This window comes from Ruegeria sp. CI1, assembly GCF_056536925.1.
Genome location: NZ_JBQFQP010000011.1, coordinates 155,647 through 173,695, shown reverse-complemented (window position 1 = coordinate 173,695; position 18,049 = coordinate 155,647). Strand labels below are relative to the sequence as shown.

General features: G+C 57.5%; 14 protein-coding genes. 5 read left to right on the top strand and 9 right to left on the bottom strand.

From position 1 onward, the window contains the following. Window positions 1-207 precede the first annotated feature (207 nt). Window positions 208-1,116 carry a hypothetical protein gene (locus ACR0LZ_RS14740; protein ID WP_480750592.1) on the top strand — a complete coding sequence of 303 codons (909 nt, stop codon included), beginning with the start codon at window positions 208-210 and terminating at the stop codon, window positions 1,114-1,116. A gap of 108 nt (window positions 1,117-1,224) precedes the next feature. On the opposite strand, the gene ACR0LZ_RS14735 is transcribed toward ACR0LZ_RS14740, so the two are convergent. Genes ACR0LZ_RS14735 through ACR0LZ_RS14695 form a run of 9 tightly spaced genes read right to left on the bottom strand, consistent with a single transcriptional unit; the run spans window position 1,225 to window position 10,137 of the window. Then, on the bottom strand, window positions 1,225-2,376 hold the full coding sequence (locus tag ACR0LZ_RS14735) for a hypothetical protein (protein WP_480750591.1): 1,152 nt from the start codon (window positions 2,374-2,376) through the stop codon (window positions 1,225-1,227). A gap of 40 nt (window positions 2,377-2,416) precedes the next feature. After that, window positions 2,417-2,935 (bottom strand): hypothetical protein, encoded by a 519-nt coding sequence (locus ACR0LZ_RS14730; protein WP_480750590.1) that lies wholly within the window; start codon window positions 2,933-2,935, stop codon window positions 2,417-2,419. Beyond that, window positions 2,932-6,402 (bottom strand): TM0106 family RecB-like putative nuclease, encoded by a 3,471-nt coding sequence (locus tag ACR0LZ_RS14725; RefSeq protein ID WP_480750589.1) that lies wholly within the window; start codon window positions 6,400-6,402, stop codon window positions 2,932-2,934. The genes ACR0LZ_RS14730 and ACR0LZ_RS14725 overlap by 4 nt, the downstream gene beginning before the upstream one ends. Then, window positions 6,384-7,313 (bottom strand): 3'-5' exonuclease, encoded by a 930-nt coding sequence (locus ACR0LZ_RS14720; RefSeq protein ID WP_480750588.1) that lies wholly within the window; start codon window positions 7,311-7,313, stop codon window positions 6,384-6,386. The genes ACR0LZ_RS14725 and ACR0LZ_RS14720 overlap by 19 nt, the downstream gene beginning before the upstream one ends. 34 nt (window positions 7,314-7,347) lie before the next feature. Further along, window positions 7,348-9,012, bottom strand: a complete 1,665-nt coding sequence (locus ACR0LZ_RS14715; RefSeq protein ID WP_480750587.1) for a DEAD/DEAH box helicase — start codon at window positions 9,010-9,012, stop codon at window positions 7,348-7,350. Beyond that, complete coding sequence (locus ACR0LZ_RS14710; protein ID WP_480750598.1) at window positions 8,999-9,166, bottom strand: HNH endonuclease; 168 nt, start codon at window positions 9,164-9,166, stop codon at window positions 8,999-9,001. The genes ACR0LZ_RS14715 and ACR0LZ_RS14710 overlap by 14 nt, the downstream gene beginning before the upstream one ends. Before the next feature lie 38 nt (window positions 9,167-9,204). Then, window positions 9,205-9,471 carry a helix-turn-helix domain-containing protein gene (locus ACR0LZ_RS14705; RefSeq protein ID WP_480750586.1) on the bottom strand — a complete coding sequence of 89 codons (267 nt, stop codon included), beginning with the start codon at window positions 9,469-9,471 and terminating at the stop codon, window positions 9,205-9,207. Next, window positions 9,464-9,820: a hypothetical protein gene (locus ACR0LZ_RS14700; RefSeq protein WP_480750585.1), complete on the bottom strand. Its 357-nt coding sequence runs from the start codon at window positions 9,818-9,820 to the stop codon at window positions 9,464-9,466. The genes ACR0LZ_RS14705 and ACR0LZ_RS14700 overlap by 8 nt, the downstream gene beginning before the upstream one ends. 38 nt (window positions 9,821-9,858) lie before the next feature. Continuing rightward, window positions 9,859-10,137, bottom strand: a complete 279-nt coding sequence (locus ACR0LZ_RS14695) for a hypothetical protein (RefSeq protein WP_480750584.1) — start codon at window positions 10,135-10,137, stop codon at window positions 9,859-9,861. A gap of 264 nt (window positions 10,138-10,401) precedes the next feature. On the opposite strand from ACR0LZ_RS14695, the gene ACR0LZ_RS14690 reads away from it, so the two are divergent. The 4 genes from ACR0LZ_RS14690 to ACR0LZ_RS14675 all read left to right on the top strand — a co-directional run bounded on the left by ACR0LZ_RS14690 (window position 10,402) and on the right by ACR0LZ_RS14675 (window position 18,040). Beyond that, a complete protein-coding gene (locus ACR0LZ_RS14690; RefSeq protein ID WP_480750583.1) occupies window positions 10,402-11,862 on the top strand; it encodes an RNA repair transcriptional activator RtcR family protein in 1,461 nt (486 codons plus the stop codon). Between the two features lie 78 nt (window positions 11,863-11,940). After that, on the top strand, window positions 11,941-15,369 hold the full coding sequence (locus ACR0LZ_RS14685; protein ID WP_480750582.1) for a DEAD/DEAH box helicase family protein: 3,429 nt from the start codon (window positions 11,941-11,943) through the stop codon (window positions 15,367-15,369). Next, the gene (locus ACR0LZ_RS14680) at window positions 15,366-16,892 is read left to right on the top strand and encodes a type I restriction-modification system subunit M (RefSeq protein WP_480750581.1); all 1,527 of its coding nucleotides are present in this window, start codon (window positions 15,366-15,368) and stop codon (window positions 16,890-16,892) included. The genes ACR0LZ_RS14685 and ACR0LZ_RS14680 overlap by 4 nt, the downstream gene beginning before the upstream one ends. Then, on the top strand, window positions 16,889-18,040 hold the full coding sequence (locus ACR0LZ_RS14675) for a restriction endonuclease subunit S (protein ID WP_480750580.1): 1,152 nt from the start codon (window positions 16,889-16,891) through the stop codon (window positions 18,038-18,040). Before ACR0LZ_RS14680 ends, ACR0LZ_RS14675 begins: the two co-directional genes overlap by 4 nt. Window positions 18,041-18,049: the final 9 nt, after the last annotated feature.

Here is an 18,049-nt window from a genome sequence, read left to right as displayed (position 1 = left end):
ACCCGGCGCTTGCTTCACCGAAAATCCGCCGCATAATCAAACCAAACAGATGCGCCAGATCCTCTCTTAGCTCAGGCAGCCATCTGTCCCAAAATCCCCGACGACGGACACTCGACACCACGCCCCGCTCATGCGCCCGCGGCTGCGGTCCCGGTAGCGCAGACCGCAGCGGCGACGCTGCGGGTGCGTCTCGAGGGCGCGGGCCTGGTGGCCGTTTCCTCGCCAGATCTCTGGGGGGCCGAAGATCGGTCCGAGGCCCTCACAAGTGCGCGGGCATTGCGGAACTGGCTCGATGAAGCCTCGAACAGGCATGCCCTCTATCTACTTCCACCGGGTGCGGTTGATGCAGGTACACCGACCGGCCTCGATCGTGAGATTGCCTATGCGTTGGCACCATACGAGCGATCCGGTCAACTTCGCTTTGGCACGCTTGACGGTTCGGCCGTGGCAAATGCGCCTCGCCTGTCTGTTTTGAAGGGTTTCGGGGCAGAGGCCTCTGTGGATGCGTTCTACGCATCGCCGGACGCGGCGACGGCTCTTGCCGGGCCATTGGAGGGGGTCAGCCACCTGTTTTCATGCTCAGCAGGCGACAGCTGGCTTGCCTCTGTGCAGGACAGCGTCCGAACGCTGCCGGGTCCGTTGGCTGGGCTCACAGAACGCTTGCGCGTCTTCCGCTTCCGACCGGGCACCGCCCGAGCGCTCACACCGCTCTTTCAAGGCGTAGCAGGGCGCCGTGTCGCGCTCGAAATCGAGGATCCCTGGTGCGGCGTTCGCCCGCATAACCGTCGCCGCCTAGCAAGCTTTGTCGCTGCCGCTGGGTCAGCGGGCGTCGACATCGAGCGACTCGCCGTCGTGTGGAATCCCGATCATGGCGAGGCGGATACGCCGCAATCGCAATCGAGCGCGTTGCGCGCCGAGCTGCGTTCTGCCGGCGTAACGGTTACACCCGAACTTCATCACCGCTCTGCACGCGACCGCCATTTCCACGACCGCGTTGTGACGATTCAGACCGTCGATGACGGGCCGAGGGTCAACCTGAGATGGGACGTGACTGCGGGAATCGACAATCTCATGTCCCACTCCAAGGAGTGCAGCGTCTTCATCGAGGAGCGCTGAGGTCAGGAGGCTAGCCTATCCAACTAGATCTAAAGGCAAGAAAACATCTCAACGCCAAAACTGGCGACGCTCATAAACCTGCAATTCGAGTGAAAACCGTCCTCCAGCTCAGAACGGCAATGGTATCGGGCCTATGTTGCGGCCACTAACAACGCCGGTAACGAATACAACTCCACGCCGGCGATGTGCCTCTATGTCAGCACGGCTCTCGCGAAACTTGGCAGGATCCCAAGTATCTGTAAGCAGGATCACAACTCGCGTCTGCCCAAAACAGTCGATTAGATGTCTCCTTACTTGGCGCATGACGCCGACAAAGCCTTTTCTGCTTGTCCCGCTGCCACTCGCAGTTGCCAAAAGCGTATTGTGACACGCACCCTTCTTGCCAGCTGACGGTATGATGTTGATGTTGTCGAACGGTTGCATCCCTCCCCAGTCCCCAATGACGTCCGAAAGCTCGCCAAACGGAACATCACTCAGGATACGCTCAAGACTCTCGAGAATTCGCCGAACTTCAGAGATATCGTTGTCATTTAGCTCTGATCCCGAAACTTGATTCAGAAAACCGTCTATATCGATGCTGTACATCTGTTCTCCTGGCATTCTCGCTGCCAAAAGCAGCGTCTCATGAAATCTGCGAGTCTTCTGATCGCGCACAGGCTTGGAATTAAGCACATAGTTACTGCTCAGATACTCTCGCATTCTGTATGCGAGTTCTCTTCTTTGCGGCTCTTCAAGCGCGTCCAAGCGCCGGCGCAGTTCGTTGTCCCAAGGCGACCCAAGGAGCAGTTCAATTGATTGCGGAAGCACTGAGACCTCGGCCATGCCCCGCAAGACATCGATGAACCGACGTGCCTCACAAAGTGAATCGGCTAAATCGTCTACGGTGCTTGGTAGCTCGGATCGCATGCCGTCTTCAGGTCGAGATCCTGCAGCCAGCAAAGCAAGAACTTGCTCTCCAAGATCGCCCAATTCTTGAAACTCCTGACGAGGCAAGAAGCGGATCAGATCTCGCTCGAACTGGTCTCTCCTTCTTGGGAACGACTCTGAAAGAGCGTCCAACAGATTCCGGAACTGCCCCAGTGCCAGGAAGTATCGACGAAGTGCGTAGCCCGCCGACAGGCCGGATGACCTGTCTTCCCTTGTACCCTCATCGCCAAGAGCGAACGCGGGTTGATTCAAAATCACGTTTGGTTCCAGCTCACGGTCGAGTCGCCGCATCACATCAAGCGCAACGGGCGTCCAAAGCTTCAGTTCGTCCAAACAGGCTCGATGTCTCTTGGATGGCGCCAACATAGCCAGACTAAATCTTCTTGTTCAGACGATTGATTTCTGACGCCAGAAGCCTCTTGTCTCTTAGCGATAGAGAACCTGAACCATCAGCTCCCTGTATCTTCGTCTTTGAGATCATGTTCTGATCGCGATCATCCTCGAGCTTTTCAAGGTATCTCATTACCTGATCTAGTTCAGACTTTTTCAAATCGCGAGAATTATGCGGCTTTCCATAGTGCACATGATAGCAGGTTCGAAAGTATCTGGGCTTCCTGCTCTCCAGATCGCTCGTAGTCTTTAGGCTTCGACCGTCAACCCTGTGGTGGCAAGCCTCATAGAATCCGTCTGTGCCACGCTCTTTTTCACTGCCCTCGTATTGAATATATGCATTTTTGAAAGCCTCCTCGGAGGCTTTGCGATACTCATTCTCCGTGACGGAGAATGTACTGCCAAGCACATCTTTGAAGCAGTTCCCTCCATTTATGCAGTGCTTCTGATGATGCCTCTTGAGGTTCGGAATGCTCCAGACTGGAGTATCTGCCGCAGTCATCTTCTCAACTCCAGCTCCGAATTCCACTCTTCAACTGTGGCGGATACGATTTCGTTAGCGCATTCAAGATATCTGCAGAACGCATTTGCCAGCTGCATCTGCCGCGGTGTCCGACATTCCGCCTCGAACACTTTAGGCGATGCCACCAGGACCGCAACACACTTCGCCCGCGAGATCGCCACATTAAACCGGTTTGCACTGTATAGGAACTCCATGCCCCGCGGTGCGTCAGCATGGCTCGATGTTGCCATCGAGTAGATCGCTATGGGTGCCTCCTGGCCCTGGAACTTGTCGACAGTCCCAACGCGCGCGCCTGGAAGACGTTGCTGAATCTCAAATACCTGCGCGTTGTAGGGCGCGATGATCAGGATGTCCTCGAGCGTTAGAGGCCTCTCCTGGCACTCCCGATCAATCCATGTCGGATGACCGGACAAGACCTCGTCAACAAGTCCGGCAATGGCATCGGCCTCCTCAATCGACGAGCTCCGATTGCCCGAGTGCTCGACCGGCAAGTACCGAAGTCCTGTACCGGTCAGCGACCCGCCACCGCGGATTTCCTGCAGCTCGCACCCCTCTACAGAGTGAAGCTTGTCATCATAGAAAAGCTCAGAATTGAACTGGCAGATATCGGGGTGCAGGCGCCAGGTCTCCTCCAGGAACAGGCCCTCGTCTTCGGCAATCGTATGTGCGCCGCTAAGAACATGCTCGAGCGCGGATACGCCTGTGCCGTCCGGATGCGTGCCCTGCGTGGGCTGGTCCAGCTGCTGGGGATCTCCAAGCAAGATCAGGGTCTTCGCGCTCTGAGCAACTGCTAGGACATTGGCCAGAGACATCTGCGCGGCTTCGTCAATCACGAGCACATCGAGCACTTCGTGGGCGTCAGCGCGTGACCAAAGGAAGGGCGTCGCACCTGCAACCTGGGCCGACCCTGAGCCCAGCGCGGCATAAACCCCGGCATTGTCGGACACGAACTTCAACCGGTCCTGATCAGGCTCCATCTCGCCGGACTTCGGTTTCTGAACACAGCAGAGATCGACCTTCATCTCCGGGACGGCTTCGACGACCTTGTCGAGCAGGTTGCGGATCACCTTGTGACTGTTGGCCGTGATCCCGACCTTCTTTCCACACTTAACGAGTTCGCAGATCATGCGCGCGCCCGTGTACGACTTACCAGTTCCCGGAGGGCCCTGAATCGGGAAGATGCCTTCACCAAGCTCGCGGGCGACGCGAAGCGCGGCCTGCAGGGTCGTTTCGCCGGGCTGTCGGATCGGTCCATCGCCAAGTTGCGGTTTGAGACGCAGCAAGAGTGCTCGGGCGCTCTGATATGGCCCATCTCCTTCGACGCCATGATCAGCGACATACTCCCCAAGCCGCATCAAGCTGTCGGCCTGTTCCTTCGTATTGAACATCTGATGCGCGAAGACGCCCTCGGGGTGGATGTCAGCCGTCTTCCCCATCTTCTTGATGTCGACTGTCCGGTCATCCGCAGAAACCGCGATCACGCTGCCGATTTTGTCGCCGCCATTCATCCGCAATGCTTCGTCGCCACGAAGATCCGTGTCCTGCTGCGGGAATGCATAGCGGTGCACAGGCGTCCGAGCGCCCGGTGGCGACACGTCTCCAACAAACACCAGCTGTGACAACGCGGCGCGCTCGTCGATGAGTTCTTCTGGCGTGAGCGCGGAAAGCCGGAAGTATTCCCACCAGGCTGCCTTGTCCTCACGACGATGCCAGTCGAGGATATTCGCGAGGATCCAACGGGCGTGCTGCTCTTCGGTCCGCTCTTCGATATCCGCGGGCACGTCGGCCGTGAGACGCTCGATCAGAGCCTGCACTGCTTCCTGACGTTCTGTCAGCGCCTCGCTTGGGTCCTGATCAGAGGGCAAGGGACGCGGAACATCGGTTCCGGCATCGACAAGCTCCTGGCGGCGATCTTCAAGCCAGTCGCGGAGGGCAATGGTCGAGGTGCAATCCTCGTAATTGTAGGACTGTACGGTTGCGCGCACCTCATCGTCGATAGCATCGATATCGCCCAGTTCGAGTCCAGCTTGCAGGCGCGCAAGCGCGACATTGGCATCTGGCAGACTGGTGTCCCGCTCAAAGCCATAGATCGGCTCCAACTTCTTGATCGAGTAGCTTTCGACCCCAGCGCGCAGCCCATTGCGCACGACGCTGTAGAGGTCGACCAGCAGATTGCTGCGCAGGAAATCGTCGATTTCACCTTCGCGGGTCGCATACCGGCCCATAAGCCGTTTCAGCGCCCCGGGCTCGTAAGGTGCGTAGTGGTAGATGTGAAGATCCGGATACTGTTCCCTGCGCGCATTCACGAAGTCCACGAAGCGCTCGAAGATCGCCTTCTCGCCTTCCCGATCAAACGCCCAGTCCGCCGTGTAGGTCCAGGCGCCAGTTTCATCGCGATAGGTATAGCCGAAGAGATACTCGAGTCCGTGTTCCCCAACGAACGCATCACTTTCGATGTCGAAGAAGATATCTCCGTCAGATGGTTCAGGCAGCAGACACAGGCCGATATCTTCAACGATCGGCAGCAGCTCATACCGGACTTCTCCGGCCTCACGCGACTCCAATTGAATCCGGGCTTGCTCACGCGCCTTCTCGTAGGAGAGCGGCGACCCCTTCTTAGGTTTCCAGGGCATCGGCGTGGGCATCGCGGCGAGCTCTGCCGCCGTAGTAATCCCATTATCCTGCAGCTCGGACGTCTGGTTCTTGCTGATCCCTGCGACCAGACAGAGATGATCGTCTGCACGTCGGCGTGCGTCGCACTGAGTCCGCCACCTGCAGATGTCGCAATGCTCCTTCGGTTCAGGATACTGACCTCCCAGCGCTCCGTCGGAAGTCGCCGCTTCCGCGGCAGCTTTGGCCTTCCGGTAATACGCGGCGTAGTCCCCATATCGAAATTCTTGCGGTTCGAAGTCGGACCAGGGTGCTACGACGTAGACATATTCAGGCGCGATACCCTGCACCTGTTCCAACAGATCCGCGTAGAGGCAAAGCTGAAGCACCGAGCCAGCCTTGGTCTCACGGGCAAGTTTCGCATCGATGATCTCGTAGGACCAGGATCCAAGATTGCTGGGTTTCTCGACCCGCCGCAGGATGTCGGCCCGCCCAACCCACCTGTCATGTGAGATTGCCGCCTGAACGATGATCTGCGCACCAGACTCCATCGCAGTGCGGGTTGCCGTGACGGCTGCTGGCGTGATGTCGACTCCTTCGATCCGGACAGACGTCAGTCCCTGAGTCTCAAGGTGCGCGATGAAGGCCTTTTCATGCTGGTCACCCCGCTCGCGCAAGATCTCGAGCAGCGGGTCCCAGTGCTTCGGTTTCGCAAGCGCTCCTTCGGCGACCTGAAGATCCAGCTCCGTCAGATGGGCGCAGTTCAGATGGCCGACGAGGTCGGATGCGCTCAGGACAATCTGATCAACGTGCTTTTTCATGGCTGCGCCTCCCAAAGCCTCTCCGAGAAACGGTTAAGCGCCGTGACCTTGTGCATCGGCACATTTACGTCTCGACCGTAGATTTCAGCCCGGAGCCAGTCGATCTCCGCCGCAGGATCGGATGTGATCGTCCACCAGACCTTGCCAAGTGAAAGTTCTGCCGGCCGCCAGCGATACCCGCGCTCCTTCAGCTTCAAACGTTCATCGTAAGGGGCATCGACCGCCCGAACGAGGTATTCGTCCTGCAGAGCCGCATCGCGAACGGCGGACATGATCCGCTGGCCCGACCGAGGCAACTCCTGCGAAAGCAATGCGAGGCATGCCTCGCAATCCGCGAGCGCCCTGTGACCGCCGTAGAACCAGCCGAACTGCATCCCGAGGTAATCCAGTTTGCCGGCAGAGAACCCTTCGCGCAGCCAGTCAACGCTCGTTAGGGTGCAGCCCCAGGGTTTCTCGGCAAAGCAGGGCCAATGTTTCTCGACCATGACCCGATCGAAGCTGGCGTTATGCGCAATGATCAGATCGGCATCGGAAACCAGTGCCTCCACAGCTGACGCATCGATCGAGCGGCCCGCGACCATTTCAGCCGTAAGCCCGGTGACCAGACTGGCCTCTTCGGAGATCGGAATACCAGGCTCACGAAGTCCATCGAAGGCTCGGTCGTGGGTGATTTCAAGGACCCTGCCAGTGTCGAGCTCGTAGGTGAACGGAAGCATGGCGAGCTGGATGACCTCGTCGCCCTCGAGCGAAAGGCCGGTGGTCTCCACATCTAGAACGAGGGCATGCTTCACGGCACCGCTGCAAGAGTTGTTCAGGCGGCGTGGCAGGGCCAGCCGGCGAAGGAGCCGCCAGTCATCCACATGGGCTTGCGCCCCACTCTGGATGACGTGCTCCGCACCGATCGCAAAGAGACTGTGATCGTTCATCGCACCACCTCAATTCTGTCAGTCGCAACGCGCATCACTTGTTCTCCTCGAACATGCGCGCGAGGCGTCCATAGCTCTCCTCGGGCAGGAGCTTGAGGATCTTGATCAGCTGGTCATCGCCGCTGCTTAGAACGCCCTTCCGGAAGACATCACGGATGGCTTCCCCCTCCTGGACTTCCTCTTCGTCGAGATCCATGCCCCGGATGATGGCCCCAACACGCAAGGCCTCATTCAGCGAGATCTCGAAGGCATGGGCGAACGCTGTGCCGCAAGACTGGCAGTCTTTGGCGCTCAGGGGGTTGAGAGCCCCGCACGCGTCGCAGGTTTTCATTCTCGGTTGGCGGACGGGAAACTCCGCATCACAGACGTGGCAGGCCGTCGCGTCCTTCGGGCACTCCGCCCCACAGTCGGGACAGACTTTGGTGTCGGGCGCATCCGACGGGCGCAGTTTGGCCGGCGACATCTCCGCCTCGACACGGCGCGCGTACTCCTCGAAAATCCGATGCGTGGGCATCACAACATATGCACGGGAGTCATCTTGGGGCCCAAAGTTCCGCACGACCCGGCCCATCGCTTGCCGAAAAGACAGCTCTGTCTGCGCGTTGGGCAGATAAGCCAGAACACGCAGGCGCTGGATATCGACGCCCTCGGAAATCATGGCCACGGACACGATCCAGCGCTTCTTGCTATTGCGAAACGCGGTGATCTTGCCTTCCGGGTTGGCGACCTGATTGTGGACCACCACGGGCTTCTCGCCATCGAGGAGCTCGAGAAGCTCCGCCATGTACTCCGCAACTGGAATGTTGGGCGCGATCACAAGTCCGCCAGCCTCAGGCATGCGAAGCCGAAGGTCGTTCAGCTTGTCGATGCACCACTGCAGCATGTTGGCCTGATAGGAGTCCGGATCTGCCGCGCCCGAAGCCAGAAATTTCGGGGTGCAAGCGAGTTTGTAGTAGTCCAGCGCCTGCTGAAGGCCCCGGATCCGCTTCAGCGCCGGCGAAAAGTCGGTGTCCTCTGTCCCGGACACGGAAATGTTCTCGCCGTCATCCAGCGTGACAGAGAACTTCCCCTCATGCCGATGGAAGGTAATGGGCCGGCAGTATTCGAGGTCGACAGCCTCACCGTAGGTGAGTGTGTAGGACCCGCCTTCGGGGTGGTCGATCAGACCTTGGTCGTCATAAGCCAGCCAGACAGACTCCTTTCCGTCGGACCGGATCGGGGTCCCGGTCAGGATCAGCGCAAACTTCGCATCTGCGAAGGCACCGTTTGCGCCATCGCCCCAGGCAGCAGCGACGGCCGCGTGATGATGCTCATCGCAGATCACAAGTGTGCGGTCCTTCCGGCAAACTGCCTGAAGTCCATCCAGGGAGCTCTGGATCGCCGACCAGGTCGCGCACAGATCAACACCGTATTCTTCTGGCTCTTCATCAGCCCCGGTGATCTGAAGCATCGGGCGCCCAGTCACGAGCTTGAATTCCGCCGCCCACTGTTTGACGACCGCTTTTCGCGGCGCGATCACGATGACTCGATCGATCAGATCCGCATCGAGCAAACGCTGTGCGATGACCGAGGCGCAGATGGTTTTACCCGCACCCGGCGCCGCATTGATCAGGAAATGCCGATCTTCACCAACCTCGAGCCAGTCCATAGCTTTGTTGGCGCAGGCAGCCTGCCAGGGTCTCAGATTAATCGTCGTCATGGCTCGCACCTTTCTTCAGGTTGCAGCTGGCACAGAGTGCCTGGCCGTTCTCCAGTATCGTGGGTCCACCCCTTGAGTGGGCGCGCATGTGGTCCGCATGGAAGCCCGCATCGAGCACCGCTCCGCATTTTTGGCAGAGGTTGCCGGCGAGCATCTGCAGGATGCGCCTTTGCCGAGGGGTGAACGCCCGTCTCATTTCTTGATCCAGTACTCGGTCAGCTGAATCTCCTTGTAAGGAAGACCCGCAGGGACCTTGCAGACCGTGTATTCGTTGATCCGGCGAATGACCTTCGCCATGGGTGCGGGTCGCGACTCGATGAGGAACCCGTCTTTCTTAATGCGAGCAAACTCTGCGTTCGGGTTTTGAACCCCGAACAGGAGCATGGCCTCCAAAAGTGTAACCGGATGCCCCTCGAGCATGTGCTCTCGCAAGGCGGATGCTGCTTTGTACTCAGCCATAGACTTCCTCCAGAACCATATCTTCGCGGCTGCCACTCAGCAGCTCTTTCAAACCATTGCGCCGACCGCGGCCGGCAAGCGGATCGCTCTGCAACCCCATCTCCGTTTCCAGAATACGCCCCTGGAATTTGTCGAAAGCGGTACAGAGATCATAGGAATAGTATCCCTGATGCCGCCGTTCGTCGGGATTCCCGTCGGTGACGTACTCCCGCTTCGACAGCTCGATCAGCTTCTGAGCCGCCCCGAGCAACTCCTCGGTCGAGACACTGCCCTCAGGCAGCTGCTGTGACAGCTCACCAAAGACCGCCGAAAGAAGGGACAAACCCCGGAGCTTTTGCTTGGCTTTCATCTCTCTTCTCCCTTTCTCTCGATCCAAACCCGCACCACTCAGTGAACCGTCGCACCAAGTGGGGCGCGCGCCGGCTCTTCGGCATCATTCTCCGCGGTATCCTCTGCGCGCATATGCGCCTGCTGAGAGATCGCGCCGAGCAGCACCGGAAAGACCCGCATCGGATCGCCACAAACTTGCAGCCCCATGTCGGCCGCAACGGAGGTCAGCGCGAAGGCGACCATTGAGGGATCATTACCCTCGTCGAGGAGGGCTTTGGTGAGCGCGCTCACTTTGGCGGCGACCTCCTCCAGTGCGTCTTTCTCTCGCTGTGCCATCTTGCGACATCCCCAAAATTTGCGACCCTTGCCGCTGCTGACCTTGAAATAAGAAACCTTACCTTCCGTTGCAAGATATTTTTTGTGTTTTCGCACAAATTTTTTTATGTCGCACGCCCAGCCTAGGTGAAAGTATCAAAATTACATGTTTGTATTCAGTTATTTATAAAGAAATGGTGGCGCCGCTCTGTTCCGGGGAAAAAGGCATAAGAGCTCTTGCATGAACGTAAGATTCCTTCTATTTAGGCAAATATGAAGATTCTAATGGCATGGACAGGCACGCAGGACCTTGATGCCCCGACCCACCCTGAGGGGCAGACGGGCCCGATCTGCAGTGCAGCAGAAGAGCGGCGCTTTGACCGCCTGGTTCTGATCGTAAACCAGGACGGCGAGCGGGTTGCGGCTTACACGGATTGGCTTAGCCGGCGGACACCGGCGGAAATTGTCGTCGAGCACGTCCAGCTAAGCGACCCAACCGATATCGACGCAATTCACGCGATTGCGGTGGATGTCGTCGAGCGCTGCCGGCAGGCCTTCGCCCCCGACATTCCTGAACTCACCTTTCATCTGAGCCCGGGCACATGGGCCATGGCGCTTGTCTGGGCCATACTGGGCGCAACGCGCTTTCCGGCTGAGTTGCTGCAGTCGTCGAAAGAGGGCGGCGTGCAGACGATTGAGGTTCCTTTTGACGTCTCTGCTGAACTCCTTCCAAAGATCATTGAGTCTGCGGATGCGAGGCTGGCAAAGCTGAGCGGCGGCCTGAGCACCAAGACATTCGGCGATCTCATCTTCAGAAGTCCAGCCATGGACCGCATGGCGAGCAAGGCGAAGAAGGCCGCCGTGCGCAATGTGCCTATTCTGATCGAGGGGGAAGCCGGCACTGAGAAGGAAGTTCTGGCGCGAGCCATCCATGAATTCGGTCCACGGCGCGCAGGGCCTTTCGTCTCGCTGAACTGTGGCGCCCTCAAGCCTGACCAGATCGACGCAGAGATATTCGGATCAGACGATAGCGCCGGTGCGCTTGCAGAAGCATCCGGCGGCACCCTCTATCTCGATGAAGTCGAGCTTTTGCCACCGCAAGCGCAGGTCCGACTTCAGGTTGTCCTCGATGAGATGACAGGTGATGAGGCTGCGACTTCACAAGTTGGCAGAGCAGACGTGCGGATCATTGCTGCAACACGCAAACAGCTGATCGACGTTGTGGCCGCCGGCGACTTCCGCGAGGAACTCTTTTTCGGGCTGGCTGTGCTTGTCCTCAAGATCCCTCCCCTCCGGGAGCGTAAAGGAGACCTCGGCCCGCTCATCGAAATGCTGCTTGACCGGATCAATGAGCAGAGCGCTGACGAACCCGGCTTTGAGAAGAAGACGCTTTCGCCAGGCGCGAAGAATGTGCTCCTTCAGCGCACCTGGCCCGGAAACCTCCGCGAACTCGAAAACTCGCTGCGCCGCGCGGCGATCTGGAGCGAAGGCTCCCAGATCACAGAAGACGACATCTGGGACGCCGTCTTTACTGCGCCGGCGCCGGCAGGGACCCAGAATGGCATTCTTGATAAGTCGCTCGACGAAGGTGTGAACTTGCAGGAAATCATGGCGGAAGTTGCGCGGCACTATATCACCCGGGCAATCGCGCATGCTGAAGGAAACAAGACAAACGCGGCAAAACTGATTGGATTGCCGAGCTATCAGACGCTGACAAACTGGATGACGAAATATGGCGTATCCTAGGTTGGCAGATATGCCCACAGACACTGTCTGTGTGACGCCGGACTTGCCGCCCTCCCTCATTGTCGAGGGGAGGCGAACATGAAGTCGCGCAACTTCGAATTCCTCCGGCCGGAGTGGCAAGAGCTGGCTGAGCTTGGCGCATTCGCTGAGGCCTACGCCTATGCTGACCCTGCAAGCGCGCTAGTGAAGCTCAGGCTCTTTGCCGAGAACCTCACGAAGGACATCTATCGGGACCTCCGTCTTCCCAAGCCGGACCAAGCGACGTTCATCGATCTTCTGCGCAACGAGGCCTTTTCGGCCATCGTACCGAAGGTGGTGCTAGACAAACTGCACGCGCTTCGCATCCATGGAAACAAGGCCGCGCATGGCGATCCCGCGAGCACGAAGAATGCCGTGTGGCTGATCAAGGAGGCGTTCGACCTTTCGCGCTGGGTCTTCGTTCAGGCACGCAAGGGCGCGCCGGATGAACTGCCCAAGTTCACCGACATTCCGCAGTCAGTCGTCGACGAGACGAAAGGCAAGCTGAAACGCGAAAAGCGTGAGCTACTCGAAAAGCTGGCGGGCCAGGAAGCTCAGATGGAGAAGCTTCTTCAAGAGCTCGAGGAAGCACGTCAAACAGCTACGGCCGCTGAAAGGAAAGCTGCCGAAATCGAAGCCCTGGCCTCAACTGCCGCGGAATCTGCGAACCTGCTGAAGTTCGACGAGGCGACCACACGGGTCCGTATTATCGACAGCCTGATCGCGAGCGCCGGTTGGAATGTCGCCGGCGGCGACGCGAGCACAAGCGAGGTCGGCAAAGAGGTCGAAGTCCCCTCCCAGCCAACTGCGAGTGGCATTGGATACGCCGACTATGTGCTCTGGGATGATGACGGCACGCCGCTGGCGGTCGTCGAAGCGAAGAAGACGTCGGTCGATCCTGAAACCGGCCGGCAGCAGGCAAAACTCTATGCAGACGGTCTGGAGAAGGTTCACGGGCAACGTCCGGTAATCTTCTACACCAATGGTTACGACATCTGGATGTGGGACGACGCTGGAGGGTACCCGCCAAGGAAAGTCTATGGGTACTACTCCAAGGACAGCCTTCAGTATCTCGTCAAATTCCAGCGCAAGAGCCGGAAGGCACTCGACACGATCGAGCCGCGGTCTGACATCGTCAATCGCCTCTACCAGATCGAAGCGATCAAGCGCGTGTCCGAGCGGTTCACTGGGAACCACCGCAAATCGCTCGTTGTGCAGGCCACAGGCACCGGGAAAACCCGTGTTGCGATCGCCCTGACCGAGCTCCTTATCCGGGCGGGATGGGTCAAGCGCGTGCTCTTCCTGTGCGACCGGCGCGAGCTCAGAAAGCAAGCCAAGAACGCCTTCGGTGATTTCCTCGCCTCTGAGCCCATCAGGGTGGTCAGTGGACGGATCGACAGCTCCGCAAAGGAACGCATCTTCATCGCGACATATCCAGCGATGAAGAAAGTGTTTCAGTCCTTTGATGTGGGGTACTTCGATCTCATCATCGCCGATGAATCCCATCGAAGCATCTACAACGTCTACGGCGACATCTTCACGTACTTCGACAGCCTGCAAATTGGTCTGACAGCGACACCGGTCGACTTCGTGACGCGCAGCACCTTCGATTTGTTCCAGTGCGAAGGTCAGCTTCCAACTGCAAACTACGATCTCGAGGAAGCCGTCCGCGACGGGTTCCTGACGCCCTTTGAGGTGTTTGAGCACACGACCCAGTTCATGCGCGAGGGGATCACCCTGGACACCCTGACCGCCGAGCAGATCAAGGAGCTCGAAGATCAGGGCGAAGACCCATCCCAATATGATTTCGCGGCCGACCAGATCGACAACGTGATCTATAACAAGGACACTAACCGGGCGATCCTGCGGAACCTGATGGAGAACGGGCTGCGGGATGCCTCGGGGCAGACACCTGGAAAGAGCATTATCTTCGCCCGCAACCACCAGCACGCCGTGCTTCTGCGACAGCTCTTTGACGAGATGTACCCCCAATATGGCGGGCGCTTCTGCCAGGTCATCGATAACTATGATCCACGTGCTGAGCAGCTGATCGATGACTTCAAGGGCAACGATGACGGCAAGAACGACGAGCTCACCATCGCGATCTCGGTCGACATGCTCGATACCGGGATCGACATCCCGGAGATCCTCAACCTCGTGTTTGCGAAACCCGTCAAATCGCCCGTGAAGTTCTGGCAGATGATCGGGCGCGGCACGCGGCTCTGCGAAGACCTGTTCGGGCCCGGGCAACACAAGACCGTGTTCCGGATCTTTGACCATTGGGGGAACTTCGAACGCTTCGAGACGGGCTATCGGCCGGCTGAACCCACCCAGACGAAGTCGCTGATGCAGCTCGTGTTTGAGGAGCGGATCAACCTGGCCGAGCTAGCCCTGAAAAAGAGCGAAATCCCGGCATTTGAAGCAGTCATTGAGTTGATCGGCAAGGACATCAACGACCTTGACGAGGAAACCATCGCGGTCCGCGAAAAATGGCGGGAAAAGCGGTCGCTTGGGGCGCCTGAAGCCTTGAAGGCCTTTGCGCCGGCGACCGTCGTTGGCTTGCGTCAGGTGATCGCGCCGCTGATGCAGTGGCGGAACATTCGCGGACATGGTGACGCCTATGCGCTCGACCTGCTCATCACCCGCATTCAGATTGCCGTCCTGCACCAATCAAACACGGTTGGCGATCTGAAGATCGACATGCTGGAGCGTCTCGGCGCACTTCAGATGCATCTGAACCCCGTCCGGGAGAAGGCCGAGGTTATCAAGGCCGTGAAATCGGATACATTCTGGGACGACCTTACCGTCGAGAAGCTCGAGGAGGTCAGAAAGCCTCTTCGGGAAATCATGCGATATCGGGAGCGCACGTCGGGCCCGGCAGTGCCGCCCAAGATCATCGATGTCACTGAGACCGCGTCCGAGGTTCAGTCAGGCCGCCGTAAGATCAGTCTCGATGCGGTGAACATGAAGGCTTACCGCCAAGTCGTCGAAGAAGAGCTGCGCAAGCATTTCGACGAGAACCCAACGCTTCAGAAGATCAGCCGTGGTGAGCCTGTTTCAGAAGCGGACATCGATAAGCTGGTCTCGCTAATCCTGGCCCAGACACCTGGCGTCAATCGGGAGATCCTCGAGGAGTTCTTCTCTGAAACCGCTGCTCCGTTGGACTTCGTGATCCGCTCGATCATCGGCCTCGACCCTGAGGCGGTCGAAGCGAAGTTTGCGGATTTCGCGCGGACGCATCCAAGTTTGAAAGCCAAACAGACACGCTTCCTCGGTCTGCTCAAGAACCACATCGCGCGCTACGGGTCGATCACCCGCGCGAAGCTCTATGAAGACCCCTTTACGGTCGTCGATGCCGACGGGCCCGACGGGGTATTCGAGAATGAAAAAGACGTCGATGAACTCATGGAAATCGTCGACCAGTTTGCGCCGCCTTCAACGGGGGGCGGCGACGAACAAGAAGCCTCTGAAAGGACGAAAGACCAATGATTACAGGTGCCCTCAAACGCGACATTGACGCGCTCTGGACGGAATTCTGGCAGGGCGGGATAACGAATCCTCTCACGGTGATCGAGCAGGTCACCTTCCTGATGTTCGCGCGCCTTCTCGACATCAACGAGACCCGCGATGAAAACCGACTGAAGCGAGCGGGCAAGCGGGACACGCCTCCACGTTTCAAAGAGGACGAACAGCATTTACGCTGGTCTCATTTTCGGCATCTCGGCGCAGAGGAAATGCTGCCGCTTGTGCGCGATGAGGTTTTCCCACATTTCCGAAAATCCTCCGCCAGCGGTGCCGCCTTTGCAGAATTCATGAAAGACGCGCAGTTGATGATCCAGAAGGAGAGCCTACTGGTGAAGGCGGTCAATATGATCGACAAGCTGCCGCTCACCGAAGGCGACACAAAGGGTGACCTCTATGAGTACCTACTCAGCAAACTGACCACGGCCGGCATCAATGGACAGTTCCGTACACCGCGCCACATCATCCAGCTGATGGTTGAGATACTCGATCCGAAGCCAGACGAAGTCGTTGGCGACCCATCGGCTGGTACGGGCGGCTTCCTCGTCGAGACGATGCAGTACCTGATGAAGACGTACACGTCCGAAGAAGGCATTATCGAAGAAATCGATCCAGAAACCGGCAAGATCGAGAAGATCTACACCGGCGACCTTTTGGAAGATCACCGCGAGCACATCCGCAACAAGATGTTCCACGGGTTCGATTTCGACGCGACGATGCTTCGGATTGCAGCCATGAATCTGATGCTGCATGGCGTGGACAATCCAAAAATTCACTACCAGGACACACTCAGTGCTCGCTTCAGTGAAAAGTACCCTCGTGCTGCCGCCGAGAGTTTTGACCTTATTCTTGCAAACCCTCCTTTTACGGGCAGCCTCGATTTTGAAGACGTCCACCCGGGCTTGTTACGCAAGGTCAAAACAAAGAAAACAGAGCTTCTCTTTCTTGTCCTCATTCTTCGCATGCTGAAGACCGGTGGGCGATCAGCGACAATTGTCCCGGACGGAGTGCTTTTTGGTTCTTCCAAGGCGCACGTCGATCTTCGAAGGCAGCTGGTAGAGGACAATCAACTTGAAGCCATGATTTCGCTGCCCAGCGGGGTGTTCAAACCGTATGCCGGTGTTTCAACAGCAATTCTTGTATTCACGAAGGGAGGCAGGACTGACAATGTCTTCTTCTATGCAATCAAGAACGATGGTTTCACACTTGATGATAAACGCGAACCAATTCCAGAGAACGATCTTCCCGGCTGCATAGAGGCTTGGAAGAATCGTGACGTGCAGACGGATCAAAACCGAAAGGACAAGGGTTTCTTTGTAAATGTCGATGAAATCAGGGACGCAAATTTCGACCTCACATTCGGCCGTTATCGAGAAGTAGAATTTATTCCCGAGGATACCGAGCACCCGCTTGAAATCTTGGGAAAAATGAAATCGCTCAACCAGCAAATCGATCAGGACATAGCGGAACTCGAGGCGATGCTAAAATGAATTGGTCGCATGTTCCTCTAGGTGAGATCCTCGCCCCCGCGCCGGTGCGGCGTGCAGGCAATGAAGAATACCCTATTCTTTCAATGACCATGAGCGATGGATTGGTCCTTCAATCTGACAAGTTCAAGAAACGCGTGGCCAGTCGGGACACTGCAAACTACAGAGTTGTTAAGAACGGTGAGCTTGTTGTTGGTTTCCCAATAGACGAAGCCGTTCTGGCAGTGCAGCGCGTCTCAGATGCCGGAATTGTAAGCCCCGCCTACAAGATTTGGACAATCGACAAGGAATTGGCAGATGAGCTTTACTTAGAGCGATACCTGCGCTCTGAAGCAGCTATCGCATACTATGTCTCCAACCTTCGAAGCAGCACGGCTCGCAGACGCGTTCTGCCAGACGACAAATTTCGTGGCATGCCAATCCCGCTGCCAAGCTTAGAGCAGCAAAAGAAAATCGTTGCCATCCTCGACAAGGCCGACGCCATCCGCCGCAAACGTGAGCAGGCCGTTGACCTCGCGGATGAGTTTCTGAAGTCGGTGTTTCTGGAGATGTTTGGCAATGTCGAGTGGCCCACAAGGCCGTTATCGGAGGTTGTAAGCGAAGGCACTATCGTCACCTATGGCATCGTCCAAGCTGGTCCGGAGTACGATGGCGGCGTGCCGTATATTCGGACAGGGGACATCAAAAACGGAGAAATTGTTCTCGGAAACCTTCGGCACACTTCCCCAAAAATCGCGGCAAAATTCGCTAGATCAACTGTTCGCGCCGGTGAAATCGTTATGAGCATTCGCGCAACTGTGGGCACCACCGCTCTGGTTCCCGAGGAGCTCGATGGCGCGAACCTGACACAAGGCACTGCTCGTATTTCGCCAGGAGAAATGGTGACAACCGAATACCTTCTCCATTTCCTGCGCTCCCAAAGATGCCAAGATTGGATAAGTCGCCAAATTAAGGGGGCCACTTTTCGCGAGATCACTCTAACGCGTTTGAGGGAAATGGAAGTTCCGGTCCCGCCGATGGAAATTCAACAGAGGTTTTCAAAACTAACGGAAACTGCCTCGATCTTGGTGGGAAGGTTTAACAGTGATCTGGCGCAGGCAGAGAATCTCTTTGGTTCGCTCTCTCAACGCGCCTTCCGAGGCGAGCTCTAGGATTTCATC